Source organism: Pseudomonas sp. LBUM920 (assembly GCF_003852315.1).
Taxonomy (GTDB): Bacteria; Pseudomonadota; Gammaproteobacteria; order Pseudomonadales; family Pseudomonadaceae; genus Aquipseudomonas.
On sequence record NZ_CP027762.1, the window covers coordinates 2,552,229 to 2,576,664 of the forward strand.

Below are 24,436 nucleotides of genomic sequence, written 5' to 3' on the forward strand. Positions count from 1 at the left end.
CTGGGCTCAGTTCAGGGAGAGGTGACCTAGATGTCGTTGATTACAACCATCGAAGACTTACGCAAGCTGGCGCAAAAACGTGTCCCACGGATGTTCTACGACTACGCCGATTCCGGCTCCTGGACTGAAAGCACCTATCGGGCGAATGAAAGCGATTTTGCCCGCATCAAATTTCGTCAGCGCGTGGCGCGCAACATCGATCAACGTTCGATCCGCGCCAGCATGATCGGCCAGGACATGGCCATGCCGGTCGCGCTGGCGCCCACGGGGCTTGCGGGCATGCAGCACGCCGATGGCGAAATCCTGACTGCCCGCGCCGCCGCCGCTTTTGGCCTGCGCTACACGCTGTCGACCATGAGCATCTGTTCTCTTGAGGACATCGCCGAACAGGTTGGCCAGCCATTCTGGTTCCAGCTGTATGTGATGCGAGATCGCGGGTTTATCGAGCAATTGATCGAGCGCGCCAAAGCTGCGGGTGTGGATGCGCTGGTGCTGACCCTCGATCTGCAGATTCTTGGGCAACGCCACAAGGACTTGATCAACGGCTTGTCAGCGCCTCCCAAACTGACCCTGCCCAATATCCTCAACATGGCAACCAAGCCGCGCTGGGTGATGGGCATGCTGGGCACCAAACGCCGTGGTTTCGGCAACATTGTCGGCCACGTTAAAGGCGTGGCGGACATGAGTTCGCTGTCGTCGTGGACCGCCCAGCAGTTCGACCCGCGCCTGAGCTGGGACGACGTGGAATGGATCAAGAAATGCTGGGGTGGCAAGCTGATTATCAAGGGCATTCTCGACGTCGAGGATGCACGGCTGGCGGCTAACTCCGGCGCTGATGCATTGGTGGTGAGTAACCACGGTGGGCGCCAGCTCGATGGTGCACCGTCGAGCATCAGCCAACTGCCGGCAATTGTCGAGGCGGTGGGCAATCAGATTGAAGTGTGGCTCGACGGCGGCATTCGTTCCGGCCAGGACGTGCTCAAGGCGATGGCACTGGGCGCCAAAGGCACCATGATTGGTCGACCGCACCTGTATGGTTTGGGCGCCATGGGCCAAGCGGGCGTGACCAAGGCCCTTGACATCATTGCCCGTGAGTTGGATGTGTCGATGGCGCTGTGCGGCTATAACGATATACGCGATGTGAATCGCGATATTTTGCTGCCCGGCACCTTTCCCCAAGGGGTTTGCTGAGCAAAAAGATCGTAAAAAAGTAAAAAGAGTTGTCCACGAAAACCGTGGGTATCTCTGTGGATAACTTTGCGAAGGCCCGGCAGGGTTGGCGATTTAACCCTCGGTTAATATTTGATCAACTTGCGACGCGGGCCAGTATGGGCAGGGTTTACGCTTGACAGCCAAGCGCGGACCCAGTGCCGAAAAGTACTTTCAAGAGTCGCCGTTGCGACCTGTGGAGTGCGTCACCACCTGTGCGGGCATCTGCGCTTGCATCAGTTTTTCCAGCGCTTGCCCATAGTTGCGCCCGGCCAGGCTCATGCTGTTGTTATGCGTGGCGCCAGGCACCAGCAGCAACCGTTTGGGCTCTTGAGCGGCGTCGAACAGTTGTTGGCTGAAACGTGGTGGCACGTAGGGGTCGGCCAGCCCGTGCACCACCAGCAGCGGCATGTGCACGCCGGCAATCTTGTCGATGGAGTCGAACTTCTGCGACAGCAGCCAGCGCACCGGCAGCGAGGTGTTGGCCACGGCCGCGGCCGCGTCCCCCAGCGAGGTGAAAGTGGATTCGATCACCAGGCCGCGCACGGGCACCGGCGTCTGTTGACTCAACTGCGCCGCCAGGTCGATGGCCACCGCGCCACCCAGCGAGTGCCCGTAGATCAGGCGTTTGCTCGGGTCTGGCTGCAGCACCTGAAAGCGCTCCCAGGCGATGCGGGCGTCTTCATACACACTGGTTTCCGAAGGCAAGTCGCCGTGACTCTGGCCGAAACCGCGGTAGTCGATGGCCAGCACCGAAAAGCCCAGTGCGTGCAGTTGTTCAATGCGAAACAGCTGGCCGGTGAGGTTCCAGCGCACGCCGTGCAGGTACAGAATCGCCGGAGCATCCTGCTTGTCGGCCGGGTACCACCAGCCATGCAGGTTCTGGCCTGATTTGAAACTGGCGGGTTTTATATCGAATTCCTGCACGGCCTTGGGCAAGCCGGTGTACCAGCCGGCGGTACCCGGCTCAATGCGAAACACCAGCTCACGCTCCTTGTGTTGAAGCACCGCGCAACCTACCGGCAGGCCGATGATCAGGATGGCCATGCACAGCAGGGGAAACCAGCGCAGGCCCAGGCGAGACAAAAAACGAGATGACATGAAGGTTCCAGGACAAAAGCGAAGCTGGGGTTTTACCAGATGGCTTTAAGGGGCAGGAATTAATTCGACAGTCGTGAATGGGGATTACTTGCAAAGTGTTACAGCATTGAACAACGCATGCCTGGGTTGTTAGGGTGGCGGGCTTAACAGGAGAGTATGCACATGGATTTCACAGGCAAAACCGCCATTGTCACCGGTGGCGCACGCGGGCTGGGTCTGAGCTATGCACGGGCGTTGGCGACCCGTGGCGCGCGGGTAGTGATCAGCGATATCGGTGCCGACAGTAACGGCGCCGGCAGCGATGGCTCGGTGGTGCTCAATGCGGCGCAGCAGTTGCAGGCGCAAGGGCTCAAGGTGCTGGGGCATGGCGGCGACTTGTCTACGCCCGAGGGGTGCCGGCAACTGATCGGGTTCGCTATCGAGGCGTTCGGTCAACTCGATATCCTGATCCACAACGCCGGATGGGTGGGTTATCAGAACATCGAAGACCTGGATGCCGCGTTCCTCCAGCGCGCCATGGACATCAACCTCTACGCGCCGCTGTGGTTGTGCAAGCATGCGTGGCCGCACCTGCTGCGCTCATCGGCGCCGCGCATCATCCTGACCACCTCCGACCGCGCCCTGTACGCGCAATACGAGCAGACCGGCCTGGTAGCCTATAGCGCCGGCAAGATGGCGCAACTGGGCATCATGAATGCCCTGAGCCATGAAGGCGCCGAAGCCGGCATCAAGGTCAATGCGATTTCGCCGGTGGCCAAGACGCGCATGTGGGGCGTGACCGGGGAACCGGACGAACTCAAGCCAGAATGGGTGACGCCGGGTGTGCTGTTTCTTGCCTCGCAGCACTGCCAGGACACGGGATACATCCTGCGGGCCAGCAATGGCCAATTCACGGCGACGCGGTTCACTGAGAACCCTGGGGTGGATTACCCGCGCGATCTGGCACGGATCAAGGCCGCCAGCGCTGAGGAAGTTGCGGCCGCGTGGCCGCGCATCAAGCAACCGCTCGCTCAGGCCGTGACTGCTTCCTGAACCGATACCCCGCGCGCCTGTTTGCACAAGCGATTCGCTTGACGCTGACATTGGCGCCGCGACATGCTCGCGCTCCTTTGAGCAGAGGCCAGACCATGGACAACAGCCCCGTTCGCATCACCGCCGAAGAAACCCTGTCGAACAATTGGTATCTTCTGAAAAAATACACCTTCGACCTGCGCCGCCAGGATGGCAGTTGGCAAGCCCAGACCCGTGAGGTGTACGACCGCGGCAACGGTGCAACGATTCTGCTGTACAACCGCGCACAGCGCACCGTGCTGCTGATTCGCCAGTTCCGCATGCCCACGTTCGTCAACGATTACCCCGGCTACTTGATCGAAGCGGCCGCCGGCCTGTTGGACAACGCCACCCCCGAAGAGCGCATTCGCCTCGAAGCCGAAGAAGAAACCGGCTACCGCGTCGGCTCCGTGGAGAAAATCTACGCGGCGTTCATGAGCCCCGGTTCGGTGACCGAGCGCATTCACTTCTTTATCGGCGAGTACCAGGCAGCAGACCGGGTCGGCGAGGGCGGCGGGCTGATCGACGAGGGTGAAGACATCGAAGTGCTGGAGCTGAGCTTTGAACAGGCGCTGGCCATGGTGCAGAGCGGTGAGATTGTCGATGGCAAAACCATCATGCTGTTGCAGCACCTGGAATTGCGCATGTTGAAAGAAGGGTGGTGATGCGCGATGCGCGCGTGGGCGTTGCTATGGGTACTGGCGGCCGGCAGTAGCAGCGCCGCTGACGCGTTCTACACCTGGGCGGACCCTGTGCCGCCAATGCCCGGCAAACTGCTGCGCAGTGAAGCATTGACGCCGCAGCAGAGCCTGGCGTCGGCCGGGCTGAACCTGCGGATCCTGTATTCCTCCACCGATGGGCTCGACAACCTCACGCCTGTCGCGGTCTCCGGTGCGTTGTTCGTGCCCAAGGGCCCAGCGCCTGCGGGTGGCTGGCCACTGATGGCATGGGCTCACGGCACGGTCGGCAGTGCTGATCGTTGCGCGCCTTCGCTGAATCAGCGCAGTCCACGGGATACGCGCTATCTCAATCACTGGCTCGAGCAGGGCTATGCGATTGTTGCCACTGATTACCAGGGGCTGGGCACGCCCGGGTTGCACCCTTATGGGCTGACGCGTCCCTTGGCGTATGGCGTGCTGGACAGCATCCGTGCGGTCAGCGCTGCGCCTGTCAACGTGTCCAAGCGGGCAGTGGTGTTCGGGCAATCCCAGGGTGGCCGCGCGGCGTTCGCCACGGCGGTAATGGCCAAGGACTATGCGCCGGATGTGGAGGTTGTCGGGGTGGTGGCGACCGGTACGCCTTATGCCTCTGCGCACGCCCAGGGTCGCAGCCCAGAACTTGAAAACGCACGCCGTTCGGTGGTGCCGACGTTTGCCTATAACCTGTTGCGCCTCAGTACGGTGGCGTTGCTGGACCCTTCGTTCGTGCCCGCCGATTACCTGGCTGAGCGGGCGCTGCCGGCCTTCAGGGCGAGTCAGGATGAGTGCTTGCATGCCATCGAGCAGCGGGTGGTGGCTGACGGGTTGACCTTCAATAACAGCTTCAAGCGATCGCCCAAGGCAGCGTTGGATCGGGTGGGGCGTGAAGCGGCTTATCCCACGTTGAAAACCGATATTCCGGTGTTTCTCGGCACTGGCGGTAAAGACCGAGATGTGTTTGTGCCGGGCCAACAAGCCTTGGTCCGGGACGCCTGTAAGGCAGGGGATCGGGTGGAATGGCATTTCTATCCAGCGCTGGATCACTCCGGGGCGGTGAATGGGTCTTTGGGTGATTCGATAGGGTTTGTTCGGCGGGCGTTTGCGGGCGAGGCAATCAAGGGCAATTGTGGGCGATGAGTGGTGGGGATGGTGGTCACGGCTGTTTGCCGCTCCCGCAAACAACAAATCCCGCCATGTGGCGGGATTTGTCGGGGTAAAGCGCGCTACACAATCAGCGTGATCAAGCCGGGAACAGCTCGCTCAGCTTCATTGCCAGCATCATGTCGCCTTCGGTGCGCAGTTTGCCGCTCATGAAGGCCTGCATGCCATCGGTGTCGCCGCTGACGATGCCTTCCATGGTTTCGCCGTCGGTGACCAGCGTGACCTGGGCGTCAGGGTTTTCGCCTTCGAGCAGTTCGCAGGTGTTGTTCTTGACCACCAGCGAGAAGTTCTGGGTGTCGTCGATACGGAAACCGAACACCAGGTCCAGGCCGTCGGCAGCGGCTGGGTTGAATTTGGCTTTCATTGCTTCTACAGCTTTGGCTACGTCAGTCATGGTTTCGATCCTTAAGGGTAGAGTCCAGTGACCTTGGGGTCACGGTTGGCCGCAGTTCATCGGAAAGTGATGAGCTGCGGCGCCTTCAACAGTTGCAAGTGGGTATGACTGTTGAAGGAAGCCAGCGCCACCTCGCGTCCACGGAATTTCAGCTGGTTGAGCGAGGTGTTAACAATTTGCCAATTGAGCTCGAACGCCTGGGCGGCAGGCATGCGGGTAATCAAGTGAAGCAGGGCGGTGATCGTGCCGCCGGAGGTGAACACGGCGATCTTGTCAGTGTTCTCGGCGGTTTCGAGAATCCGTTGCAGGCCGCCTTGTACGCGTTCGACAAACCCCAGCCAGCTTTCCAGCCCCGGTGGGTCATAGGTGCCGGCCAGCCAACGCTCGATGATCAACGCAAAGATGCGCTGGAATTCGCTGCGGTTGTGCGCCGCATTGCGCAGGATCTCCAGGGCTTCGGGCTCGGTGGTCAGCAGGTCGGGGAGCAGGGCGCGGATGATCGCGTCGGCGTCGAATTCGTTGAAGGCGCTGTCGATGTCCAGCGAAGGTACCGGCAGGCCACGGGCTGCATATTGATCGAGTACGGACGTGGCGGTGTGCTGCTGGCGGTGCAGGTCGCCCGCTATACAGCGATCGAACGTAAGGCCCAGGTCTGCCAGATGGCGTCCGAGCACTTGCGCTTGTTCCACGCCGACGGGCGACAGGACGTCATAGTCGTCTGCACCGAAAGAGGCCTGGCCATGTCGAATCAGATAAATGCTGCCCACGTCCGTTTTCCCGGTACGTTGAAAGTCTGGCGAGGTTATGAGGATGCCGGAGAGCTGTCAATGAAAAAACATACGCTTGTTTTAAAAGCCCGTTAGAGCCCGCTTGCTGGCGGTTTGATCACTGGCTCGAACGCGGTGCCGTCGGTATGCTGGGCCCATCCGCGCCTGGCGCAGTGCATTTTTAAGGAGACATATGGATTTTCTGGCCGAATACGCGAGCTTTCTGGCGAAGACCGTCACCCTGGTGGTCGCTATTCTGGTGGTACTGATCAGTTTCGCGGCGCTGCGCAGCAAAGGCCGTCGCAAGTCCGCCGGCCAATTGCAGGTCAGCAAGCTCAATGATTTCTACAAGGGCCTGCGTGAGCGCCTGGAATCGAGCCTGCTCGACAAGGACCAGCTCAAGGCCCTGCGCAAAGCCGAAAGCAAAACCGAAAAAAAGAATGGCAAGAAGAAATCCGAGGCCAAGCCACGGGTGTTTGTGCTGGATTTCGACGGCGACATCAAGGCCTCGGCCACCGAGAGCCTGCGCCATGAAATCACCGCACTGCTGAGCCTGGCCACGCCGAAAGACGAAGTGGTGCTGCGCCTGGAAAGCGGCGGCGGCATGGTCCACAGCTACGGCCTGGCCTCATCCCAGCTGGCGCGTATCCGCCAGGCGGGCGTGCCATTGACCGTGTGCATCGACAAGGTCGCGGCCAGCGGCGGCTACATGATGGCGTGCATCGGCGAGAAGATCATCAGCGCACCGTTCGCCATCCTTGGTTCGATTGGCGTGGTAGCGCAGTTGCCCAACGTCAACCGCCTGCTGAAAAAACATGACATCGATTTCGAGGTGCTGACGGCTGGTGAATACAAACGCACCCTCACCGTGTTTGGCGAAAACACCGAGAAGGGCCGCGAGAAGTTCCAGGAAGACCTGGACATCACCCATCAGCTGTTCAAGAACTTCGTGTCGCGCTATCGCCCTCAGCTGGCAATCGATGATGTCGCGACCGGGGAAGTGTGGCTGGGCGTTGCCGCCCTCGACAAGCAACTGGTCGACGAGCTGCAAACCAGCGACGAATACCTGGCCACCAAGGCCAAGACCGCCGAGGTGTTCCACCTGCACTATGCCGAGCGTAAAAGCCTGCAAGAGCGGGTCGGCCTGGCGGCCAGCGGTTCGGTGGACCGAGTGCTGCTGACCTGGTGGAGCCGGTTGACCCAGCAGCGGTTCTGGTAATTCCAGACTGCAGGTCAACCCCTTGTGGGAGAGGGCTTGCTCGCGAATGCGGTGTTTCAGTTCAGATGTGTTGACTGACACAGCGCATTCGCGAGCAAGCCCGCTCCCACATTCAGTTCTGCGCTAGCACAACGGGAATCGGCTTTCGCATCAGCATTCCCACCACCAACGCCCCCAGCAATCCCAACACCCCCGCCACCCACAACACCGCGCTGAACCCACCCACAAACGCTTGCCGTGCCAGCGGTTGCACCACCGCCCGTGCCGTCTGCGGCAACACACCCATCGCTGCCTGCATATCACCGGCTACTACGCGCGAGGCAATCGCCGCTGCCTGCGCCTGCCACTGCGGCTCGATACTTGCGCGCAGCAACTGCTCGCTGTGGCTGCTCAGCAATGCCCCGTACACGCCGATAGCCAACATGATCGCGCTGAAGCGCATCGTGGTACTCATGCCTGATGCCATGCCCGCGCGGTCCCGAGGCACGCAAGCCATGATGTTTTTCTGCGTATCGCCATTGAGCAGGCCCGCGCCGGCGCCGGTCACGGCAATTGCCAGGGCGAAGGGCACGTAGCCACCCACATTGACCGCCCAGGCGCTCAGCAGGTTGCCGCAACCGACCAACGCCAAACCGCTCGCCATCATGGTCGCCGGTGCGAAGCGCCCGGCCAGGCGAGCGCCGATCCGTGGGCAAATCAGCATGGTCAGCGCAAACGGCAGCATCCCCAGGCCCGAGGCAACCGCACAGAAGCCCAAACCGTTTTGCAGGTAGAACGGCAACAGCGTCATCATCACCTGGGCGCAGCCGGCATAGGCAAACATCCCCAGCAACGCGCCGATAAAGCGCGGGTGGCGAAACAGCTGCAGGTCCACCATGGGCCGTCGCTGCACGCGCTCGGCGAGCACAAACACACCCAGCAGCACGGCGCCGCCAATAAGCCGCGCATAGGTCAGCGGGTTGTTCCAGCCGATGCGATTGGCCTCGATCAATCCCCAGATCAGGCACAACAGGCTGGCACTGAAGGCCAGGCTGCCCCACGGATCAAGCCGCGCCGATTGGGTATCGCGGGACTCTGCAATCGCACGCAGCACCAGCGCCATCAGCCCCAGGCCCACGGGCAGGTTGAGGTAGAAAATCCAGCGCCAGCCCAGGTACTGAGTGATCAAGCCCCCCAAGGTCGGCGCGGCGGTCATCGCCACGCCCATGCACGCGCCCCAGAACGCCCAGGCTTTGGCGCGCTCCACTTCATCATGAAACGTATGGCCGATGGAGGCCAGGGCGGAGGTTAGCAGTAACGCCGCGCCGACGCCTTTGACGGCGCGGGCGATGTCCAGAAACAGCGCATTCGGTGCGGCGCCACAGCCCAGGGAGGCCAGGATGAAAATGCTCAAGCCCCAGACCAGGGTCTTCTTGCGCCCAAAGCGGTCGGCGAGGCTGCCGGCCGGCAATAACAACGCGGCAAACGCGAGCATATAGGCGCTGACCACCCACTCGATGTCAGCAAAATTGGCGCCCAGGTCACGGGCGATGCTCGGCAGGGTCACGGCGACGATATTGGTGTCGAGCACGATCAGCGCACAAACGCCGGACGCCGTGAGCAGCGTCAAGCGCGGACTGACCCGGCTCATGGCTGAATTACCCTGCAGGCAATAAGGAAAAGGCAGTTGACGATCATCGCGTAGGCTCTCTAGTGTTGAGGTGCTGTGAGCTTATCGCCGGCGAAGACCGGTCTTGTTAGCTTGCCTGAAGCACTTCATTACCTTTGAGCTAATCCTGCAATGGACATCCGCCATTTCCGCTACTTCCTCGCCGTCGCCCGTCAGCGCAACTTCAGCCGCGCCGCCGAGCAGTTAGGCATCGCCCCGCCGACCTTGAGCCGGCAAATCCAGGACATGGAAGCCAGCCTGGGCACCCGCTTGTTTGTCCGCCAGCAGCGCGAAGTCAGCCTCACCGAAGCCGGTGCGGCGTTGCTGGTTGAAGCCGAAGCCACGGTGCGCCAATTCGAATTCGCCCAGCGCAGTGCCCAGCGCGCCGGGCGCGGCGAGATCGGTCATATCGAGCTGGGCTACGTGGCCTCAGCGGTGTACTCCGGCGTGTTGCAGCGCCAGATGCGCGCGTTCAGCCAGGCATTTCCCGATGTGAGCGTGAACGTGCGCGAATGGGCGATGGCGACATTGCCGAGCGCGGTGGCGGACGGGCGCTATGACATCGGCTATATCCGCTCGCCCATGACCCTGCCCGATGGCGTGGACGCCGTGCGCCTGGCCAGCGAAGGCTTTGTGTTGGCGCTGCCGCAGGATTCCTGGCTGCTGGGGCTCAAAGCCATTGGCTGTGAACACCTGCAAAACGAGACCTTTATTCTGCCGGAACAAATCAGCGGCACCTTGCACGTCGCTGCAAAGGGCGGTTTTGCCCCGCGCCTGGGGCCACAGCCGGGTGGCTTGGTGGCGGTGATGGCGTTGGTGTCGTTAGGGCAGGGCGTGGCGGTCGTGCCGGCGTCGATGGTCGGGCATGTGAGTTTGCCGGGCGTGGTCTACCGCAGCATCAAGGGCAGCGAGGCCTCGTCGTGGCTGTCGCTGATACACCGGCGCTTTGAAAAAGCACCGGCGGTGGTGCGGTATATCGAGCAGGTCAAGCAGATGACTAAGCTGGATGCTTGATCGCGGCGGGTTGGAGGCTGTGCGGGCTAACCGTGTGTCCGGTACGGTGGGCGACATGATGGGTTATGACTTTATCGACATACACGGGCAGCCGGCGGTCAACGCCATCCAGGGGCGGGTGATCGGCCTGACGGTGCAGGCGCTGTTTCGCATCCCGGACGTGGTGGCGATTGCCAGTGAGAACACCAAGGCGGCGGCGACGCTTGGCGCGTTGCGCTCGGGGGTGATTAATACCCTTGCAACCATGGTGACGAATGCGCATACGATTTTGGCGCTGGATGGTGCGACGCGTAAAAGCTGACACGACGCAGAGCAACCTGTGGGAGCGGGCTTGTGTGGGAGCTGGCTTGCCTGCGATAGCGTCACCTCGGTTTGACTGACGCATCGAGTTGCCTGTGTCGCAGGCAAGCCAGCTCCCACATGGGTTTTGTGTTGGTTTGTGTACAGATTTTGTAATAGTTTTGCGTTGTAGGAAATTTAGGTTTCGATTGTACGATTCAGGTCCTTTTCCACTGCAGGACTTGCATGAACACCCTCTCGGAGCCTCCCAGTCGTCTTTCCCCAAGACATCCGCTGTTGCTGTTCCCGCTGAAGCACCCCGTATTCGATGGCTGCCCTTGTCCCGGTCCACTGACCGCGCCTTGCCGTGTCCGGCATTCAGACATCTATAACGAGGCTCTATAAATGGAATGGTTAGCGGATCCAACGGCCTGGCTCGGCCTGTTGACCTTGATTGTGCTGGAACTGGTACTGGGCATCGACAACCTGGTGTTTATCGCGATCCTGGCGGACAAGCTGCCGCCGGAGCAGCGCGACCGGGCGCGGTTGATCGGGTTGTCCCTGGCGTTGCTGATGCGCCTGGGCCTGCTGGCGAGTATTTCCTGGATGGTCACCCTTACTCAGCCGCTGTTCGAGGTTTTCGGCAAGGGGTTTTCCGGCCGTGACCTGATCATGTTGTTTGGCGGTGTGTTCCTGTTGTTCAAGGCCACTATGGAATTGCACGAGCGCCTCGAAGGTCACGTCGCCCAGCGGGCCGGCAATGCCACCTATGCGATGTTCTGGCCGATCGTCGCGCAGATTGTGGTGCTCGACGCGGTGTTCTCCCTCGACGCGGTGGTGACCGCCGTGGGCATGGTCGATGAGCTGGCGGTGATGATGATCGCAGTGATCGTGTCCATCGGCCTGATGATTGTCGCGAGCAAGCCGCTGACCCGTTTCGTCAACGCGCACCCGACGGTGATCATGCTGTGCCTGAGTTTCCTGATGATGATCGGCCTGGTGCTGACTGCCGAAGGCTTGGGTTTCCACGTGCCCAAGGGGTACTTGTACGCGGCGATGGGCTTCTCGATTGTGGTGGAGCTGTTCAACCAGCTTGCCCGCGCCCGTCGCAAAAAGTCGGTACAGGGCACGTTGCCGGTGCGCCAACGCACTGCGCATGCGGTGATGCGTTTACTGGGGGGGCGCAGTCTGGCCGTGGAGGGCATGGATGACGACGTTGCCGACTTGATGGGCGAGCCGGATGCGACCCAGGGCCCGCTGTTTGACCGACGCGAGCGCGTGATGATCAGTGGCGTGTTGCAGTTGGCCGAGCGCCCGATCCGCAGCTTGATGACGCCGCGGGCCAAGGTCGACTGTATCGATCTAGCGGACGATGCCGACACTATCCGCCGTAAATTGATGCATTCGTCCTACTCCCGGCTGCCGTTGATCCGCAACGGTGCTGTCGATGAGCCATTGGGCTTTGTGCACAAGAAGGAGTTGCTCAAAGAATACCTGGCCGGCCACGAGCCGAACCTGGAGCACCTGGCGCGCCGCGCGGTCAACCTGCTGGAGAGCTTTTCGATTCTCAACGCCCTGGAGCAGATGCGCCAGGCATCCACCCATATTGCGTTTGTGATCAACGAATTCGGTGATTTCATCGGCGTGCTGAGCATGACCGACATCCTTGAATCCATCGCTGGTGAATTGCCGGATGCCAGCGAAATCGAAGGGCCGGATATCGTCGAGGAGGGCGCAGGCTTTCGCGCCAATGGCGCCTTGACCCTTAACCAGGTGCGCCAGCGCACCGGCTTCAAGGCCGTGGCCACCGACGATTACCAGACGCTCGCAGGTTTGGTGATGAGTCTGCTGGACCGCTTGCCGCGAGTGGGCGACAGCCTGGAGCACGAAGGCTGGCACCTGACGGTGGCGGCAGTGGAGGAGCGGCGGGTGACGCAGGTGCTGCTGATACCTACGGCGCGTAGTCTTTGAACACCTGATCCAGAAGTGCTTCCTGTTCATCCGGCGCGCCAATGCCCTTGAGGTTTTCGACCTCAAGGGCATTTTTGTAGACCACCAGAGTGGGGGTGCCGTCCACGCCTTCGATTCTCGGCGTCCGGGCGGTGTCCAGGATCATGCTCTTCACTCGGCCGGCGTATTTTTCGGCGATGCTATTAAAGCGTGGGTGAACTCCCAGGCACGCCTGGCAGGACTGGGAAGTAAACAGCACGATGACCAGCGGGTGCTGATTCAGAACCTGCTGGTAGTCGCTGAGGGTATCAATCACCGCATTGGCAGCACCCATGATGATCTCCTTGTGCACCTGGCCGAGGGGGCCTGCCGGGTACGCTAGATCGCGAGATCACCACCGTCTACTGTCAACCTTCACAGGTAGACAGGCTCATGCATCGTCGGCACGCTCGGTTCGTTCACGCGCCTTGCGCGCCTGGCTCGCGCATTTCTTGTATTCCTCATTGTCCCTGGACGCCTTCGCCCGACGATAGCCATGGTGGTTCTGGCTGGTGTAATCAGTGCTGAAGGCTTCCTTGAGCTTCTGAAGTTCTTCCTTGCATTCACGGCGATCATTACTGGCCGAAGCCGTACCGGCCGCCAGACAGCCCAGCAACACCACCATTAGGCTTACCTTCATCACGCCACGCTCCCGTACACAGACCTCCCACCAGCCTAGCCCAGCACAAAAAAACAACCAGAGCCTCGCCAAGAAACGCTGGTGACGAGCAGACCTGCCATGGCAGACGGGCGACTTGTGGCAGATGGGCCATGTGACAAACGGGCCAGTCGTGGCAAACAGGCTAGCTGTAGTGAGCAAGCTTCCTGTGGCGAGCGGGCTTGCCCCGCGTTGGAGTGCGAAGCGCTCCCAAGCCAGCCGCCGCGCTATACCTGAAAAACCGCGTCGCCAGGTTTTGGGGCCGCTTCGCAGCCCAACGCGGGGCAAGCCCGCTCGCCACAAGAAGCCCGCTTGCCACCACCAGAAGCCCGCTTGCCACCATAAGAAGCCCGTCTGCCATCACACGCCCGCCTGCCACACCAAGCCCGCTTGCCACAGAAAACACCCACGCCCTAGCACCGCCACGGTGCACGGTAACGCTACCGTGGTGCACCGCATCCAACTGTCACCGCCGTGTGTGGCCTTGCGTAGCAACACCTTCCAGGCTGCTGGCATAGCGCCTTACCCCAGCTCAATATCTATCCAATTGATTTAAAACAACTTTACCCGCGTCATGTTTTTCTGCAACTGCGTGTGGCACACTTTCTGCTGTCTATTCCGTTGTTACATACTAAGTTCCGGTATAGCGGAATACACAACTCCTGGAGTGCTTGTCATGCATCACCGACCTTCCGTGTTTAAAGCGTGTGTTTTTCTCTTCGCCGCATCGGCTTCCCTCGCAAGCGTTGTGCACGCGGCGGACAGCAAGCTCGATGATGTGCTCAAGCGTGGGCATCTCATCGTGGGTACAGGCAGTACCAATGCGCCGTGGCACTTCCAGGGAGCGGATGGCAAGTTGCAGGGTTTTGATATCGACATCGGCCGCATTGTCGCCAAAGGCTTGTTCAACGACCCGAGCAAGGTCGAGTTTGTGGTGCAGTCTTCCGACGCACGTATTCCCAACCTGCTGACCGACAAGGTCGACATGAGTTGCCAGTTCATTACCGTTACCGCCAGCCGTGCGCAGCAGGTTGCCTTTACCTTGCCGTATTACCGCGAAGGCGTGGGCCTGCTGTTGCCGAACAACAGCAAGTACAAGGAAATCGAAGACCTGCAAGCCGCCGGCGACGGCGTCACTGTGGCCGTGCTGCAAAACGTCTACGCCGAAGAGCTGGTGCACCAGGCGCTGCCCAAGGCCAAGGTTGACCAGTACGACAGCGTCGACCTGATGTACCAGGCCGTGAACTCCGGCCGCGCCGATGCTGCCGCCACCGACCAGTCGTCGGTCAAGTACCTGATGGTGCAAAACCCAGGCCGCTATCGCAGCCCCACTTACGCCTGGAGCCCGCAAACCTACGCGTGCGCGGTCAAGCGTGGCGACCAGGACTGGCTGAACTTCGTCAACACCGCGCTGCATGAAGCCATGACCGGCGTGGAATTCCCGACCTACAAGGCCTCGTTCAAGCAGTGGTTCGGCGTGGATTTGCCAGAGCCAGCGATCGGTTTCCCGGTTGAGTTCAAGTAAATCGTAAACCCTGGGGCGTCGCTGACGGCGCCCCAATCAGGTACTGCCGACCATGAACTATCAGTTGAACTTTGCCGCCGTGTGGCGTGATTTCCCCAGCTTGCTGGCGGGGCTCGGCCTGGGCCTTGAGCTGGCGCTGCTGTCGATCGCGATTGGCTGCGTGATCGGCCTGATGATGGCGTTCGCCATGCTGTCCAGACACCGCGCGTTGCGCATCATCGCCTCGGTGTACGTGACGGTGATCCGCAATACGCCGATTCTGGTGCTGATCCTGTTGATCTACTTTGCACTGCCGTCACTGGGGATTCGTCTCGACAAAATCCCGTCCTTCATCATCACGCTGTCGTTGTACGCCGGTGCCTACCTCACCGAAGTGTTTCGCGCCGGGCTGCTGAATATTCCCAAGGGTTTGCGGGAAGCCGGCTTGGCCATCGGCCTGGGTGAGTGGCGTATCCGCGCCTACATCACCGTGCCGGTGATGCTGCGCAACGTCTTGCCGGCGTTGTCGAACAACTTCATTTCGCTGTTCAAGGACACCTCGCTGGCCGCGGCGATAGCCGTGCCGGAGCTGACCTATTACGCCCGCAAGATCAACGTCGAAAGCTACCGGGTGATTGAAACCTGGATGGTCACGACCGCGCTCTACGTGGCTGCCTGTTACCTCATTGCCATGCTGCTCCGTTACCTGGAACAGCGTCTGGCGATCCGTCGTTAAAGGAGGGTTTCCATGTACGAGTCCCCCAGCTGGCTGCATGAGTTGTGGATCGCCCGGGACACCCTGTGGGCGGGCTTTCAGGCCAGCGTGTATGTGTCTGCGCTTGCGATTATTTTCGGTACGCTGATCGGCATCGTCGCCGGGTTGATCCTGACCTACGGCAAATTCTGGATGCGCGCGCCGTTTCGTCTGTATGTCGACCTGATCCGTGGCACGCCGGTGTTTGTGCTGGTGCTGGCGTGTTTCTACATGCTGCCGGCGCTCGGTTGGCAGATCACCGCATTCCAGGCCGGCGCCGTCGGGCTGACGCTGTTCTGCGGCTCTCACGTGTCGGAAATCGTGCGCGGTGCGCTGCAAGCCATTCCCCGTGGGCAACTGGAAGCGGGCAAGGCGATTGGCCTGACGTTCTACCAGTCGCTGGGTTACGTGCTGTTGCCTCAGGCGTTGCGCCAGATCCTGCCGACCTGGGTCAATTCCTCCACGGAAATCGTCAAGGCCTCGACCTTGCTCTCGGTGATCGGCGTGGCCGAGCTGCTGCTGAGCACCCAGCAAGTGATCGCGCGCACCTTCATGACCCTGGAGTTCTACCTGTTCGCCGGGTTTCTGTTCTTTGTCATCAACTACGCCATCGAGTTATTCGGGCGCTACATTGAAAAGCGGGTGGCCTTGCCATGAACCAACCTCAAACCAACCAACCGCTTTTGAACATTCGCGGCCTGCGTAAACAGTACGGCCAGGTCGAAGTGCTCAAGGGTGTCGACCTGTCCATGCAGCGCGGCAACGTGGTGACGTTGATCGGCTCCAGCGGCTCGGGCAAAACCACGCTGCTGCGCTGCGTCAACCTGCTGGAAGAATTCCAGGGCGGGCAGATCACCCTGGACGGCGAGTCCATCGGCTACAGCGAAATCGCCGGCAAGCGTGTGCGCCACCCCGAGCGGGTGATTGCCCAGCACCGCGCGATGACCGGCATGGCGTTCCAGCAGTTCAACCTGTTTCCGCACCTCACCGCGTTGCAAAACGTCACCCTTGGCCTGCTCAAGGTCAAGAAGATGGGCAAGGACGAAGCCGTGGCCCTGGCCGAAAAATGGCTGGACCGCGTCGGCCTGCTGGAACGGCGCAATCACTTCCCCGGCCAGTTGTCCGGCGGTCAGCAACAGCGCGTGGCGATTGCCCGGGCGATTGCGATGAACCCCAGCTTGATGCTCTTCGACGAAGTCACCTCGGCCCTTGACCCGGAGTTGGTGGGCGAGGTGCTCAGCGTGATCAAGGGTCTGGCGGAAGAGGGCATGACCATGTTGCTGGTCACCCACGAAATGCGCTTTGCCTATGAAGTGTCGGACAAAATCGTATTCATGAACCAGGGCCGCATTGAAGAGCAGGGCAGCGCGAAGGACATCTTCGAACGCCCACAATCGCCGCGCCTGGCGGAATTTTTGAAGAACATTCGTTTTTAAATCAGGAGCAACTTTATGAGCATTACTCGTTACGGCACCGGCAGCACCGCCGGCGGTGGCCAACCGCGTCCTTTCGCACGTGCAGTGGAAGCGGACGGCTGGCTTTACGTCTCGGGCCAGGTGCCAGCGGTGGACGGTGAAATCATCAACGGCGGCATCATCGAACAAACCCGCCAGACCCTGCGCAACGTGGTGGCCATTCTGGAAGAGGCCGGTTACGAGTTGAAGGACGTGGTGCGCGTTGGTGTATGGCTGGAAGACCCGCGCGACTTCTGGAGTTTCAACAAGGTGTTCGGCGAGTATTTCACCCCCGAACACGCCCCGGCACGCGCCTGTGTGCAGGCCAACATGATGGTCGACTGCAAGGTTGAGATTGATTGCGTGGCCTACAAGAAAAAAGGCTAAATGCCCCTCTCTTGAAATCCACTGAAGATCAAATGTGGGAGGGGGCTTGCCCCCGATAGCGGTGTATCAGCAACACCTGTATTGACTGACACACTGCAATCGGGGGCAAGCCTTCTCCCACAGGGGATCTCTGCCAGACCCTAGAATTTCGACCGGACCGAACTGCCATGACCGAAGACACCATCAAACGCCGCGCCAAAGGACTGGACCGTGCATTCGATATCCTCGATTTTCTCAAGGAAATCGGCCAGCCCCTGCGCCCGAATGATATTGCCAGCGGCATCGGCAGCCCAAAATCCACGGTCTACGAATTGGTCGCCTCGTTGCTTGAGCGGCGCATCCTCGAAACCGTGGGCAAGGACGGCCACGTCTACCTCGGCCGCCAACTGTATTTCCTCGGCCAGGCGCATCTGCGCCACTTCGACCTGACCCGCGAGGCCGATCACGCCCTGCAGGAAATCGTCAGCCAGACCCACGAAACCGCGCAGATGTGCCTGCTCAACGGGCGCAAATACACGGTGGCGCTGATGCGCGAGGGCGAGCGGCATTTCCGCATCTCGTCGGACATCGGCGAAAACGCACCGATCCCGTGGACGGCTTCCGGGCGCCTGTTGCTGGGGCACCTGAGCGACCAGCAGATTATCGACCTGATCGACTACGACGATTTCATCCTGCCAGACGGCCAACGCCTGCCGCTGGAGACGTTTCTGGCGCAGATCCGCCAGGCTACGCTCGATGGGTTCTTCTCCTTCGACAGCGTGGCCGACACCTTCACCCATTGCTTCGCCGCCCCGGTGCGGGACGCGCAGGGCATCAGCATTGCGACCTTGTGCATCGTTGCCCCACGGGCCGACGCGATCAAAAACTACAACGACTATCGCCGGGTGTTGATCGACAGCGCCAACAACCTGGCCCGACGCATCAACGAATAGGAGTTTTTATGACTGCCCTCAACGCCGTTGAAAAAGGCGCCGCCGCCGTTGGCGCCCACCTGGTCCGCGACGTCAGCCTGCCGGCCCTGGTGCTGCACCGCGAAGCCCTGGAACACAACATTCGCTGGATGCAGGACTTCGTCAGCAACAGCGGCGCAGAACTGGCGCCCCATGGCAAAACCAGCATGATGCCGGCGTTGTTTCAGCGCCAGATCGAGGCGGGCGCCTGGGGCATCACCCTGGCCAATGCGGTGCAGACCCGCGCCGCCTATGCCGGGGGCGTGCGTCGCGTATTGATGGCCAACCAATTGGTCGGCGCGCCGAACATGGCGTTGATTGCTGATCTGCTGGCCGACAAAGACTTCGACTTCCATTGCATGGTCGATCACCCGGACAACGTCGCCGACCTGGGGCTGTTTTTCGCCGCCCGTGGCCTGCGCTTGAACGTGATGATCGAGTACGGCGTGGTCGGCGGCCGTTGCGGCTGCCGCAGCGAGCAGGAAGTGCGCGAGTTGGCCAAGGCGATCAAGGCCCAACCGGCGCTGGCCCTCACCGGCATTGAAGGCTACGAAGGCGTGATCCATGGCGAGCACGCCATCAGCGGCATCCGCGACTTTGCCGCCAGCCTGGTGCGCCTGGCGGTCGACCTGCAAAACAACGGCTCTTTCGACCTGCCCAAACCGATCATTACCGCCTCGGGTTCGGCCTGGTACGACCTGATCGCCGAGTCCTTTGAAGAACAAAACGCCGCCGGCCGCTTCCTCAGCGTGCTGCGACCTGGCAGCTATGTGGCCCACGACCACGGCATCTACAAAGAAGCGCAATGCTGCGTGCTTGACCGTCGCAGCGACCTCAACGAAGGCCTGCGCCCGGCGCTGGAAGTCTGGGCGCACGTGCAGTCGATGCCCGAGCCAGGCTTTGCGGTGATCGCCCTGGGCAAGCGCGACGTGGCCTACGACGCCGGTTTGCCAGTGCCGCTCAAGCGCTACCGGGCTGGAATTGTGCCGGCCGAAGGCGATGACGTCACCGCCTGCATCGTGACGGCGGTGATGGACCAGCATGCGTTCATGACGGTGGCACCGGGGGTTGAGTTGCGCATCGGCGACATCATCTCGTTCGGCACCTCGCACCCTTGCCTGACCTTCGACAAGTGGCAAGTGGGCTGCCTGGTGGATGAGCAGTTGCAGGTGATCGAGTCGCTGCATACCTGCTTCTAGACCACGTCGCGCCTATCGCGGGCAAGCCCGCTCCCACATTGGATTGTGAACACGTCCAAATGTGGGAGCGGGCTTGCCCGCGAAGAGGCCCTCCAGAACAGCGAGAGACCAAGGCATGAACCCACAACCGCGCATCGCCCTGATCGGCGAATGCATGATCGAACTCCAACACCGCGCCGACGGCAGCCTCCAACAAAGCTTTGGCGGCGACACCCTGAACGCAGCGGTGTACCTGCGCCGCGAGCTGGGCGACATTGGCACGGTCGATTACGTCACCGCCCTGGGCGATGACAGTTTCAGCGACGCCATGTGCAAGCACTGGACCGAAGAGGGCCTGGGCCTGGGCAGGGTCCAACGCCTGCCCGGGCGGTTACCGGGGTTGTACTGCATCCAGACGGACGCCAACGGTGAACGCAAATTCCTCTACTGGCGCAACGAAGCCGCCGTGCGCGACTGCTTCACCACCCCGGCCGCCGAGCCGATCCTGGCGGCTTTGCCGGGTTATGACGTGGTGTATTTCAGCGGTATTACCCTGGCAGTGCTGGGAGAAATCGGGCGTACGCGGTTACTGCAAACCTTGATCGAAACGCGCAAGCGCGGTGGCAAGGTAGTCTTCGACAACAACTACCGGCCGCGTTTATGGGCCAGCGTCGAGGCGGCGCGCGCGGCGTACCACGCCGTGTTGGCCGAGGTGGATATTGCCTTGCTGACCGAGGACGACGAGCGTGCGTTGTTTGGGTATGCCGACAGCGAGCAGGTGTTTGCGGCGTATCCGGCGATTGCAGAGGTGGTGCTCAAGCGCGGTGCGGATGAATGTTTGATCCGTTGTGCTGGCGAGCGCTTTGCCGTGCCGGCGTTGAAGGTCGAGAAGGTGGTGGACACGACGGCGGCGGGGGATTCGTTCAGTGCAGCGTATCTGGCCAGTCGGCTGAAGGGTGAGCCGCCGCAAGAGGCAGCGTTGGCTGGTCATCGGTTGGCGAGCCGGGTCATCCAGGTGCCGGGGGCACTGATTCCGAGGTAGCGGGTACATGGCCGCCTGCGGCGGTTCGCGGGCAAGCCCGGCTCCCACCGTTGACTGCATTCCTTCAGCAGGCTGCATTCCTTCAGTGGAAATGCAGCCAAGTGTGGGAGCCGGCTTGCCTGCGATTGGCCAGTCGGCTGAAGGGTGAGTCGCCGCTAGAGGCAGCGTTGGCTGGTCATCGGTTGGCGAGCCGGGTCATCCAGGTGCCGGGGGCACTGATTCCGAAGTAGCGGGTACATGGCCGCCTGCGGCGGTTCGCGGGCAAGCCCGGCTCCCACCGTTGACTGCACTCCTTCAGCAGGCTGCACTCCTTCAGTGGAAATGCAGCCAAGTGTGGGAGCTGGCTTGCCTGCGATTGGCCAGTCGGCTAAAGGGTGGGCCGCCGCAAGAGGCAGCGTTGGCTGGGCATCGGTTGGCGAGCCGGGTTATCCAGGTGCCGGGGGCACTGATTCCGAAGTAGCGGGTACATGGCCGCCTGCGGCGGTTCGCGGGCAAGCCCGGCTCCCACCGTTGACTGCATTCCTTCAGCAGGCTGCATTCCTTCAGTGGAAATGCAGCCAAGTGTGGGAGCTGGCTTGCCTGCGATTGGCCAGTCGGCTGAAGGGTGAGCCGCCGCAAGAGGCAGCGTTGGCTGGGCATCGGTTGGCGAGCCGGGTTATCCAGGTGCCGGGGGCACTGATTCCGAAGTAGCGGGTACATGGCCGCCTGCGGCGGTTCGCGGGCAAGCCCGGCTCCCACCGTTGACTGCATTCCTTCAGCAGGCTGCATTCCTTCAGTGGAAATGCAGCCAAGTGTGGGAGCTGGCTTGCCTGCGATTGGCCAGTCGGCTGAAGGGTGAGTCGCCGCAAGAGGCAGCGTTGGCTGGGCATCGGTTGGCGAGCCGGGTCATCCAGGTGCCGGGGGCACTGATTCCGAAGTAGCGGGTACATGGCCGCCTGCGGCGGTTCGCGGGCAAGCCCGGCTCCCACAGTTGACTGCACTCCTTCAGCAGGCTGCATTCCTTCAGCAGGCTGCATTCTTGAGTTGAAATGCGGTCAAGTGTGGGAGCTGGCTTGCCTGCGATAGCGGTCTCAAGCCAAACACTTAATCCCGGTAAAACACCTGCACCAGGTGATAGCCAAACTTGCTCTTGATCGGCCCATGCACCACCTTCACCGGCTTCTTGAAGATCACCGCGTCAATTGCCCCGACCATCTGCCCTGGCCGCACTTCACCCAAATCACCGCCGCGCTTGCCGGACGGGCAAGTCGAGTATTTCTTGGCCAGCACATCAAACGCTTCGCCCTTGGCGATACGCTGCTTGAGCTGTTCGGCTTCTTCACTGGTTTTCACCAGGATGTGACGGGCTTGGGCTTTCATGTTGTTACCTGGCAACGGTCAAACGTAAGGGCGCGCGATTATGCCTGAACTCATTCATCGACGCTGATCATGCTGCGGATTTTGGTCGCCAGCAGCTCAACCGAGAATGGCTTGGCCACCATGTCCATGCCGTCCTCCAGGAAGCCCTGGCGCTCGGCGGCTTTTTCGGCGTAACCGGTCATGAACAACACGCGCAGGCCGGGCCGGTGCTGGCGGGCGATTTCTGCCAATTGGCGGCCGTTCATGCCCGGCAGGCCGACGTCGGTCACCAGCAGGTCCACGCGCAAATCCGACTCCAGCAGCGGCAGTGCCGTGCGTGAATCCGCCGCCTGGTGGGCGGTGTAGCCCAGTTCAGCCAGCACATTGACCACCAGCATGCGCACCGCGGGGTCATCCTCGACGACGACCACCGCTTCACCGGCCAGTGCCAGCGGCGCTTCACTCAGGTGCTGCGGGAGGTTGCTTTCCAGCGCGGTGCCATGCAGGCGCGGCAGGTACAGGCGCACGCAGGTGCCCTGGCCGGGTTCACTTTGAATGGTTACGTGGCCACCCGATTGCTGGGCAAACCCGTAGATCATCGACAGCCCCAGGCCGGTGCCCTGGCCGATAGGCTTGGTGGTGAAGAACGGGTCGAAGGCCTTGGCCAGAATCTTCGGCGCCATGCCGCTGCCGTTGTCACTCACGCCGAGCATCACGTAGTCGCCGGCCTTGACCGGCTCGAGGGTGGTGATGTCGGTGCCGTCCAGGTAGCTGTTGGCGGTTTCAATCACCAATTCGCCGCCGTCGGGCATTGCGTCGCGCGCGTTGATCACCAGGTTCAGCAGGGCGTTTTCCAACTGGCTGGCATCGGTATTCACCGGCCAGATGTCCTTGCCCAACTGCACCTTGAGTGAGATATGCGCGCCTTTGGTGCGGCGGAACAAGTCTTCCAGCGACGCCACCAGCGTGTTCGGGTCCAGCGGGCGGCGGTCGAGCGACTGGCGCCGGGAGAACGCCAGCAGCCGGTGGGTGAGGGCGGCCGCACGGTGAGCGGAGGAGACCGCCGCGTCGGTAAACCGGCCGATCTCGTCGCTGCGCCCTGCGGCGATGTAGCGCTGCATCAGGTCCAGGCTGCCGATAATCCCGGTGAGCATGTTGTTGAAATCATGGGCGATGCCGCCAGTGAGCTGACCCACCGCTTCCATCTTCTGCGCATGGCGCAACGCATCCTCGGCGCGCTCGCGTTCGAACATCTCGTTTTGCAGGCGCTGGTTGGCCTCGGCCAGCGCCTGGGTGCGCTGGGCCACGCGTTCTTCGAGGTTCTCGTTGAGGTGGCGCAGGGCTTCTTCGGTGAGTTTGCGTTCGGTCTCGTCGATCACGAAGATGTAAAAGCCATTCACCGAGCCGTCATTGCTAAAGCGCGGCAAGTACTTCATCAGTGCATGGCGCGGTCGGCCGTCGTGGTGGGGCGTCACGGTCATGAAGCTGCACGCCTTGCCCTTGAGCGCGGCCGCGATCTTGTCTTCGCGCCCGGCATACACCTCATCGCCGAGCACTTCGCGGATGCTCTTGCCGTACAACTCCTGGGGCGTCATGCCGTACCAGTCGAGGTAAGCGCTGTTGTTCAGGCGAAAACGTTGTTCGTGGTCGACGTAACCGATCAGCACCGGCATGGCGTTGATGATCAACTGCAGTTCGGTCTGGCTTTGGCGCAGGGCCTGCTCGGTGTGTTTGCGTTCGGTCAGGTCCAGCGCTGCGCCTAAAAAGCGTGCCGGGCGGCCTTGATGATCCTTGTAACAGCGCCCGCGCGCGAACACCCAGCGCACCTGGCCGTCGGCTTGCAGCAGGCGGTATTCCTCGGCGTACTCGGTGCCGAAGGTGATGCAATGCTTGATGCTGCGCGCCACCATGCCACGGTCTTCGGGGTGTACGCCTTGCAGGTAGTCGCTGATGGGCAGCAGGCCGGCGTCACTCGGGTCGACGCCGTGCAGGTGGGCGAAGTGGGCGTCGGCAATAAAGCGGTCTTCGCCGATGTCCCAGTCCCAGGTGCCGACCGCATCCGTTGCCGCCAGCGCCAGTTGCAGGCGTTGCTCGGTGCTGTGCTGGGCCTTGAGGCTGTCTTCGGAGCGCTGCTGCAGCTCGAGGGCTTTGCTGCGCCGTTCGTTGGTTTCGATGGCGGTGACCAGGATACCGGCCACCGTCCCGCTTTCATCGCGGACCGGGCTGTAGGTCAGGTCGAGCCAGATCTCGGTATCGCGGTGGTTGCGTTGCAGCACAAAGCGTTGCTCGCTGAACGTGCGCACCTGGCCGCTCAGCACGGCGTCGTAGACAGGCGCGGTGAAGCTGGCCAATTCCGGCCAGGTCTCATGCGCCGGCTGGCCCAACGCGCCAGGGTGCTTGTTGCCCGCAAGCCGCGCAAAGCCGTCGTTGTAAAGCTGCGTGAGCAGGGGGCCCCACAGCAGCAGCATTGGCATCGGTGAGTGGACCACGATGTCGACCGCTGTGCGTAGACTTTGCGGCCAGTCGTTGGCCTCACCGAGGGGGCTTTGCGCCCAGTCCAGCCGCGCAATCAATGCAGCGGCTTCACTACCGGTGGATGTTCCATTCATGAAAAAGCCCTACACCTGACACTTTGAAGTACA

At 61.5% G+C, this 24,436-nt stretch carries 23 protein-coding genes and 4 pseudogenes; 19 read left to right on the plus strand and 8 right to left on the minus strand.

Going from position 1 to position 24,436, the window contains the following annotated elements:
- The first annotated feature begins 30 nt into the window (after positions 1 to 30).
- A complete protein-coding gene (locus C4J83_RS11965; RefSeq protein WP_119735376.1) occupies positions 31 to 1,191 on the plus strand; it encodes an alpha-hydroxy acid oxidase in 1,161 nt (386 codons plus the stop codon).
- 192 nt (positions 1,192 to 1,383) lie between these two features.
- On the opposite strand, the gene C4J83_RS11970 is transcribed toward C4J83_RS11965, so the two are convergent.
- A complete protein-coding gene (locus C4J83_RS11970; protein ID WP_106580139.1) occupies positions 1,384 to 2,310 on the minus strand; it encodes an alpha/beta hydrolase in 927 nt (308 codons plus the stop codon).
- Positions 2,311 to 2,472: 162 nt separating this feature from the next.
- Here C4J83_RS11970 and C4J83_RS11975 point away from each other — a divergent pair, with 162 nt between their 5' ends.
- The 3 genes from C4J83_RS11975 to C4J83_RS11985 all read left to right on the plus strand — a co-directional run bounded on the left by C4J83_RS11975 (position 2,473) and on the right by C4J83_RS11985 (position 5,195).
- Positions 2,473 to 3,342 (plus strand): SDR family NAD(P)-dependent oxidoreductase, encoded by an 870-nt coding sequence (locus C4J83_RS11975; protein WP_124417130.1) that lies wholly within the window; start codon positions 2,473 to 2,475, stop codon positions 3,340 to 3,342.
- 95 nt (positions 3,343 to 3,437) lie between these two features.
- Positions 3,438 to 4,025 (plus strand): NUDIX domain-containing protein, encoded by a 588-nt coding sequence (locus tag C4J83_RS11980; RefSeq protein WP_119735374.1) that lies wholly within the window; start codon positions 3,438 to 3,440, stop codon positions 4,023 to 4,025.
- A 6-nt stretch (positions 4,026 to 4,031) separates the two neighbouring features.
- Positions 4,032 to 5,195: an alpha/beta hydrolase gene (locus tag C4J83_RS11985; RefSeq protein WP_124417131.1), complete on the plus strand. Its 1,164-nt coding sequence runs from the start codon at positions 4,032 to 4,034 to the stop codon at positions 5,193 to 5,195.
- Positions 5,196 to 5,298: 103 nt separating this feature from the next.
- Here the strand turns inward: C4J83_RS11985 and C4J83_RS11990 are convergent, their stop codons facing one another.
- The gene (locus tag C4J83_RS11990; RefSeq protein ID WP_016969749.1) at positions 5,299 to 5,613 is read right to left on the minus strand and encodes an SCP2 sterol-binding domain-containing protein; all 315 of its coding nucleotides are present in this window, start codon (positions 5,611 to 5,613) and stop codon (positions 5,299 to 5,301) included.
- Positions 5,614 to 5,669: 56 nt separating this feature from the next.
- A complete protein-coding gene (locus C4J83_RS11995; protein WP_124417132.1) occupies positions 5,670 to 6,380 on the minus strand; it encodes a histidine phosphatase family protein in 711 nt (236 codons plus the stop codon).
- A gap of 193 nt (positions 6,381 to 6,573) precedes the next feature.
- On the opposite strand from C4J83_RS11995, the gene sohB reads away from it, so the two are divergent.
- A complete protein-coding gene (gene sohB / locus C4J83_RS12000; protein ID WP_124417133.1) occupies positions 6,574 to 7,599 on the plus strand; it encodes a protease SohB in 1,026 nt (341 codons plus the stop codon).
- Positions 7,600 to 7,711: 112 nt separating this feature from the next.
- On the opposite strand, the gene C4J83_RS12005 is transcribed toward sohB, so the two are convergent.
- A complete protein-coding gene (locus tag C4J83_RS12005) occupies positions 7,712 to 9,229 on the minus strand; it encodes an MFS transporter (protein ID WP_124417134.1) in 1,518 nt (505 codons plus the stop codon).
- Positions 9,230 to 9,379: 150 nt separating this feature from the next.
- Here C4J83_RS12005 and C4J83_RS12010 point away from each other — a divergent pair, with 150 nt between their 5' ends.
- The 3 genes and pseudogenes from C4J83_RS12010 to C4J83_RS12020 all read left to right on the plus strand — a co-directional run bounded on the left by C4J83_RS12010 (position 9,380) and on the right by C4J83_RS12020 (position 12,511).
- The gene (locus tag C4J83_RS12010; RefSeq protein ID WP_124417135.1) at positions 9,380 to 10,261 is read left to right on the plus strand and encodes a LysR family transcriptional regulator; all 882 of its coding nucleotides are present in this window, start codon (positions 9,380 to 9,382) and stop codon (positions 10,259 to 10,261) included.
- Positions 10,262 to 10,292: 31 nt separating this feature from the next.
- Positions 10,293 to 10,562 (plus strand): annotated as a pseudogene (locus C4J83_RS12015) (sugar-binding domain-containing protein); the annotation flags it as partial.
- A gap of 383 nt (positions 10,563 to 10,945) precedes the next feature.
- Positions 10,946 to 12,511: a TerC family protein gene (locus C4J83_RS12020; RefSeq protein WP_124417136.1), complete on the plus strand. Its 1,566-nt coding sequence runs from the start codon at positions 10,946 to 10,948 to the stop codon at positions 12,509 to 12,511.
- Here the strand turns inward: C4J83_RS12020 and C4J83_RS12025 are convergent.
- On the minus strand, positions 12,492 to 12,824 hold the full coding sequence (locus C4J83_RS12025) for a thioredoxin family protein (RefSeq protein WP_106580130.1): 333 nt from the start codon (positions 12,822 to 12,824) through the stop codon (positions 12,492 to 12,494). The genes C4J83_RS12020 and C4J83_RS12025 overlap by 20 nt on opposite strands.
- Before the next feature lie 96 nt (positions 12,825 to 12,920).
- Positions 12,921 to 13,169: a hypothetical protein gene (locus C4J83_RS12030; RefSeq protein WP_106580129.1), complete on the minus strand. Its 249-nt coding sequence runs from the start codon at positions 13,167 to 13,169 to the stop codon at positions 12,921 to 12,923.
- 694 nt (positions 13,170 to 13,863) lie between these two features.
- Here C4J83_RS12030 and C4J83_RS12035 point away from each other — a divergent pair.
- The 11 genes and pseudogenes from C4J83_RS12035 to C4J83_RS12090 all read left to right on the plus strand — a co-directional run.
- Positions 13,864 to 14,712 (plus strand): transporter substrate-binding protein, encoded by an 849-nt coding sequence (locus C4J83_RS12035; RefSeq protein WP_065929539.1) that lies wholly within the window; start codon positions 13,864 to 13,866, stop codon positions 14,710 to 14,712.
- A 52-nt stretch (positions 14,713 to 14,764) separates the two neighbouring features.
- Positions 14,765 to 15,427, plus strand: coding sequence for an amino acid ABC transporter permease (locus tag C4J83_RS12040; protein WP_106580127.1), 663 nt, complete (start codon positions 14,765 to 14,767; stop codon positions 15,425 to 15,427).
- Positions 15,428 to 15,439: 12 nt separating this feature from the next.
- Positions 15,440 to 16,102: an amino acid ABC transporter permease gene (locus tag C4J83_RS12045; protein WP_025857548.1), complete on the plus strand. Its 663-nt coding sequence runs from the start codon at positions 15,440 to 15,442 to the stop codon at positions 16,100 to 16,102.
- Positions 16,099 to 16,881 (plus strand): amino acid ABC transporter ATP-binding protein, encoded by a 783-nt coding sequence (locus C4J83_RS12050; RefSeq protein WP_119735365.1) that lies wholly within the window; start codon positions 16,099 to 16,101, stop codon positions 16,879 to 16,881. The genes C4J83_RS12045 and C4J83_RS12050 overlap by 4 nt, the downstream gene beginning before the upstream one ends.
- Before the next feature lie 15 nt (positions 16,882 to 16,896).
- Positions 16,897 to 17,286 carry a RidA family protein gene (locus C4J83_RS12055; RefSeq protein ID WP_106580125.1) on the plus strand — a complete coding sequence of 130 codons (390 nt, stop codon included), beginning with the start codon at positions 16,897 to 16,899 and terminating at the stop codon, positions 17,284 to 17,286.
- Positions 17,287 to 17,453: 167 nt separating this feature from the next.
- Positions 17,454 to 18,218, plus strand: a complete 765-nt coding sequence (locus tag C4J83_RS12060) for an IclR family transcriptional regulator (protein ID WP_106580124.1) — start codon at positions 17,454 to 17,456, stop codon at positions 18,216 to 18,218.
- Positions 18,219 to 18,226: 8 nt separating this feature from the next.
- On the plus strand, positions 18,227 to 19,435 hold the full coding sequence (locus tag C4J83_RS12065) for an amino acid deaminase (protein ID WP_124417137.1): 1,209 nt from the start codon (positions 18,227 to 18,229) through the stop codon (positions 19,433 to 19,435).
- A gap of 115 nt (positions 19,436 to 19,550) precedes the next feature.
- Positions 19,551 to 20,456: a sugar kinase gene (locus C4J83_RS12070; protein WP_124417138.1), complete on the plus strand. Its 906-nt coding sequence runs from the start codon at positions 19,551 to 19,553 to the stop codon at positions 20,454 to 20,456.
- Between the two features lie 355 nt (positions 20,457 to 20,811).
- Positions 20,812 to 20,916: pseudogene (locus C4J83_RS12080) on the plus strand (sugar kinase); the annotation flags it as partial.
- A 125-nt stretch (positions 20,917 to 21,041) separates the two neighbouring features.
- Positions 21,042 to 21,146: pseudogene (locus tag C4J83_RS12085) on the plus strand (sugar kinase); the annotation flags it as partial.
- A gap of 125 nt (positions 21,147 to 21,271) precedes the next feature.
- Positions 21,272 to 21,376: pseudogene (locus C4J83_RS12090) on the plus strand (sugar kinase); the annotation flags it as partial.
- Positions 21,377 to 21,539: 163 nt separating this feature from the next.
- Here C4J83_RS12090 and C4J83_RS12095 read toward each other — a convergent pair.
- Both C4J83_RS12095 and C4J83_RS12100 read right to left on the minus strand, forming a co-directional pair.
- Positions 21,540 to 21,815 (minus strand): peptidylprolyl isomerase, encoded by a 276-nt coding sequence (locus C4J83_RS12095; RefSeq protein WP_003174397.1) that lies wholly within the window; start codon positions 21,813 to 21,815, stop codon positions 21,540 to 21,542.
- 50 nt (positions 21,816 to 21,865) lie between these two features.
- The gene (locus C4J83_RS12100; protein WP_124417139.1) at positions 21,866 to 24,403 is read right to left on the minus strand and encodes a PAS domain-containing sensor histidine kinase; all 2,538 of its coding nucleotides are present in this window, start codon (positions 24,401 to 24,403) and stop codon (positions 21,866 to 21,868) included.
- Positions 24,404 to 24,436 lie beyond the last annotated feature (33 nt).

What these genes read in the sequence shown, in the direction of transcription:
- C4J83_RS11965 (WP_119735376.1), top strand. Translation starts at nt 31, where the DNA reads ATGTCGTTGATTACAACCATCGAAGACTTACGCAAGCTGGCGCAAAAA.
- C4J83_RS11970 (WP_106580139.1), bottom strand. Translation starts at nt 2,310, where the DNA reads ATGTCATCTCGTTTTTTGTCTCGCCTGGGCCTGCGCTGGTTTCCCCTG.
- C4J83_RS11975 (WP_124417130.1), top strand. Translation starts at nt 2,473, where the DNA reads ATGGATTTCACAGGCAAAACCGCCATTGTCACCGGTGGCGCACGCGGG.
- C4J83_RS11980 (WP_119735374.1), top strand. Translation starts at nt 3,438, where the DNA reads ATGGACAACAGCCCCGTTCGCATCACCGCCGAAGAAACCCTGTCGAAC.
- C4J83_RS11985 (WP_124417131.1), top strand. Translation starts at nt 4,032, where the DNA reads ATGCGCGCGTGGGCGTTGCTATGGGTACTGGCGGCCGGCAGTAGCAGC.
- C4J83_RS11990 (WP_016969749.1), bottom strand. Translation starts at nt 5,613, where the DNA reads ATGACTGACGTAGCCAAAGCTGTAGAAGCAATGAAAGCCAAATTCAAC.
- sohB (WP_124417133.1), top strand. Translation starts at nt 6,574, where the DNA reads ATGGATTTTCTGGCCGAATACGCGAGCTTTCTGGCGAAGACCGTCACC.
- C4J83_RS12005 (WP_124417134.1), bottom strand. Translation starts at nt 9,229, where the DNA reads ATGAGCCGGGTCAGTCCGCGCTTGACGCTGCTCACGGCGTCCGGCGTT.
- C4J83_RS12010 (WP_124417135.1), top strand. Translation starts at nt 9,380, where the DNA reads ATGGACATCCGCCATTTCCGCTACTTCCTCGCCGTCGCCCGTCAGCGC.
- C4J83_RS12020 (WP_124417136.1), top strand. Translation starts at nt 10,946, where the DNA reads ATGGAATGGTTAGCGGATCCAACGGCCTGGCTCGGCCTGTTGACCTTG.
- C4J83_RS12025 (WP_106580130.1), bottom strand. Translation starts at nt 12,824, where the DNA reads ATGGGTGCTGCCAATGCGGTGATTGATACCCTCAGCGACTACCAGCAG.
- C4J83_RS12030 (WP_106580129.1), bottom strand. Translation starts at nt 13,169, where the DNA reads ATGAAGGTAAGCCTAATGGTGGTGTTGCTGGGCTGTCTGGCGGCCGGT.
- C4J83_RS12035 (WP_065929539.1), top strand. Translation starts at nt 13,864, where the DNA reads ATGCATCACCGACCTTCCGTGTTTAAAGCGTGTGTTTTTCTCTTCGCC.
- C4J83_RS12040 (WP_106580127.1), top strand. Translation starts at nt 14,765, where the DNA reads ATGAACTATCAGTTGAACTTTGCCGCCGTGTGGCGTGATTTCCCCAGC.
- C4J83_RS12045 (WP_025857548.1), top strand. Translation starts at nt 15,440, where the DNA reads ATGTACGAGTCCCCCAGCTGGCTGCATGAGTTGTGGATCGCCCGGGAC.
- C4J83_RS12050 (WP_119735365.1), top strand. Translation starts at nt 16,099, where the DNA reads ATGAACCAACCTCAAACCAACCAACCGCTTTTGAACATTCGCGGCCTG.
- C4J83_RS12055 (WP_106580125.1), top strand. Translation starts at nt 16,897, where the DNA reads ATGAGCATTACTCGTTACGGCACCGGCAGCACCGCCGGCGGTGGCCAA.
- C4J83_RS12060 (WP_106580124.1), top strand. Translation starts at nt 17,454, where the DNA reads ATGACCGAAGACACCATCAAACGCCGCGCCAAAGGACTGGACCGTGCA.
- C4J83_RS12065 (WP_124417137.1), top strand. Translation starts at nt 18,227, where the DNA reads ATGACTGCCCTCAACGCCGTTGAAAAAGGCGCCGCCGCCGTTGGCGCC.
- C4J83_RS12070 (WP_124417138.1), top strand. Translation starts at nt 19,551, where the DNA reads ATGAACCCACAACCGCGCATCGCCCTGATCGGCGAATGCATGATCGAA.
- C4J83_RS12095 (WP_003174397.1), bottom strand. Translation starts at nt 21,815, where the DNA reads ATGAAAGCCCAAGCCCGTCACATCCTGGTGAAAACCAGTGAAGAAGCC.
- C4J83_RS12100 (WP_124417139.1), bottom strand. Translation starts at nt 24,403, where the DNA reads ATGAATGGAACATCCACCGGTAGTGAAGCCGCTGCATTGATTGCGCGG.